The organism is Salinicola sp. MH3R3-1 (assembly GCF_001937155.1).
In the GTDB taxonomy this organism is placed as follows: domain Bacteria; phylum Pseudomonadota; class Gammaproteobacteria; order Pseudomonadales; family Halomonadaceae; genus Salinicola; species Salinicola halophyticus.
The window spans coordinates 1-684 of the sequence record NZ_MSDP01000081.1; the positions used below are offsets into that span (position 1 = coordinate 1).

At 64.9% G+C, this 684-nt stretch carries 1 protein-coding gene; it reads left to right on the forward strand.

Translation table 11 applies throughout. From position 1 onward, the window contains the following. On the forward strand, positions 1–684 hold a 684-nt coding region (locus BTW08_RS18420; protein WP_139313726.1), incomplete at both ends, for an Ig-like domain-containing protein.

Genomic DNA, 684 nt, shown 5'->3' on the forward strand with positions numbered 1-684 from the left:
GCGACGGATGTCGGCGCTGGCAACGGCAGCCTGGCGTTCAACGCCGACGGCAGTTACAGCTTCACCCCGGGCGCCAACTTCGACAGTCTGGCTGCGGGCGAGAGCCGCGACGTGACCTTCAGCTATACCGCTACCGATAATGCCGGTGGCGTCAGCGAGCCCAAGACCGTCACTATTACCGTCACCGGCACCAACGATGCGCCGGTGGCCGTGGCCGATACCCAGGCTACCGGCGAGAACACCGTTCTCAGTGGTCAAGTGCCGGCAGCGACCGATATTGACGGTACGATCGTGGGTTACGACCTGTCGACGGATGTCGGTGCCGGCAACGGCAGCCTGACGTTCAACGCCGACGGCTCCTACAGCTTCACGCCCGGCACCGACTTCGACAGTCTGGCTGCCGGTGAGAGCCGTGACGTGACCTTCAGCTACACCGCCACCGATAACGACGGCGGCGTTAGCGAGCCCAAGACGGTGACGATCACCGTGACCGGCACCAACGATGCGCCGGTGGCCGTCGCCGATACCCGGACCACCGGCGAGAACAGCGTTCTCAGTGGGCAGGTGCCGGCGGCGAGTGACGTCGATGGCACGATAGCCGGTTACGACCTGGCGACGGATGTCGGTACCGGCAACGGAACGCTGAACTTCAACGCCGACGGTTCCTACACCTTCACGCCGGGT